The 1,401-nt window shown below is 58.3% G+C and carries 1 pseudogene; it reads right to left on the bottom strand.

The annotated features are described in order from the left end of the window. Window positions 1-1,401: pseudogene (locus FPP74_RS12345) on the bottom strand (hypothetical protein); the annotation flags it as partial.

The following is a 1,401-nucleotide window of genomic DNA, read 5'->3' as shown; positions in this document are numbered from 1 at the left end:
CAGAGTCAGCCTTGTTCGGATCAGTACCGTCAGCGGCTTCCTGCTCATCGGTAACACCATCGCCATCGGAGTCCTTGGCAGGCTCTTCAGGAGTCTCATCCTTCACGATCGGGTTAGTGCCGGCCTTGACCTCGGCACCGTCGTTGACGCCGTCACCGTCGGTATCGGCCTCATTCGGGTTGGTACCGATCTCAATCTCAGTACGGTCAGTCAGACCATCACCATCGGAGTCAGCCTTCGTCGGATCCGTTGGCTTGTTGTCGTACTTAGTGTTCTTAGAACCGTCGAGCTCTTCCTTATCACTCAGGCCATCGCCATCGGTATCGGCCTTAAGAGGATCAGTACCCTGCTCCTTCTCTTCGCCGTCGCTGAGGCCATCACCATCAGTGTCGGCGTTGAGCGGGTCGGTGCCGTCCTCAATCTCCTGGGCGTCATCGACACTGTCGCCATCGGTATCAGCCTTGGTCGGATCGGTACCGCGCTCCTTCTCCTCACCATCAGTCAGGCCATCACCATCGGAGTCAGCCTTGTTCGGATCAGTACCGTCAGCGGCTTCCTGCTCGTCAGAGACACCATCGCCATCGGAGTCCTTGGCAGGCTCTTCAGGAGTCTCATCCTTCACGATCGGGTTAGTGCCGGCCTTGACCTCGGCACCGTCGTTGACGCCGTCACCGTCGGTATCGGCGACGTTCGGGTTAGTACCGATCTCAATCTCAGTACGGTCAGTCAGACCATCACCATCGGAATCCGCCTTAGTCGGATCCGTCGGCTGGTTGTCGTACTTACCGTTCTCGGAACCGTCAACTTCCTGCTTATCGCTCAGGCCATCACCATCGGTATCAGCCTTGAGAGGATCAGTACCCTGCTCCTTCTCTTCGCCATCGCTGAGACCATCGCCATCGGAATCGGTCTTGATCGGGTTGGTACCGCGCTGCTTCTCCTCACCATCGCTCAGGCCATCACCATCGGAGTCAGCCTTGTTCGGATCAGTACCGTCAGCAGCTTCCTGCTCATCGGAGACACCATCACCATCAGAGTCCTTCACAGGCTCATCGGATGGGTCGGTTGGGGTTCCGCCAGTGTTCTCGGAGCCGTTATCGTCCTGGCCCTTCTCGTGACCATTAACCGGTACCTCAACTGTTGCCGGCTCATCCAGGGACGGATCCTCAACGGTCACGGTAATCGGGCCATCAACGCCCTCACCCGGGGTAACTAGGACTTCACCAGTCTCCGGATCAATCTTGGCCGGAACACCCTTACCGTCTTCGTCCTTAGCGGTCACCGTGGTCTTACCCGTCGGGTTCTCCACCTTCACACCGGTCGACTGCCCATCATCAGTCGGCTCAACGGTGTTCGGCTCGTCAGTTCCCTCGACGGAGACCTTCGGCTGCTCGGCAGTCG

Origin of the sequence: Corynebacterium sp. NML180780, assembly GCF_007786415.1 — a bacterium.
Classification (GTDB): domain Bacteria; phylum Actinomycetota; class Actinomycetes; order Mycobacteriales; family Mycobacteriaceae; genus Corynebacterium; species Corynebacterium gottingense.
This window is presented reverse-complemented; position numbering and strand designations above follow the sequence as displayed.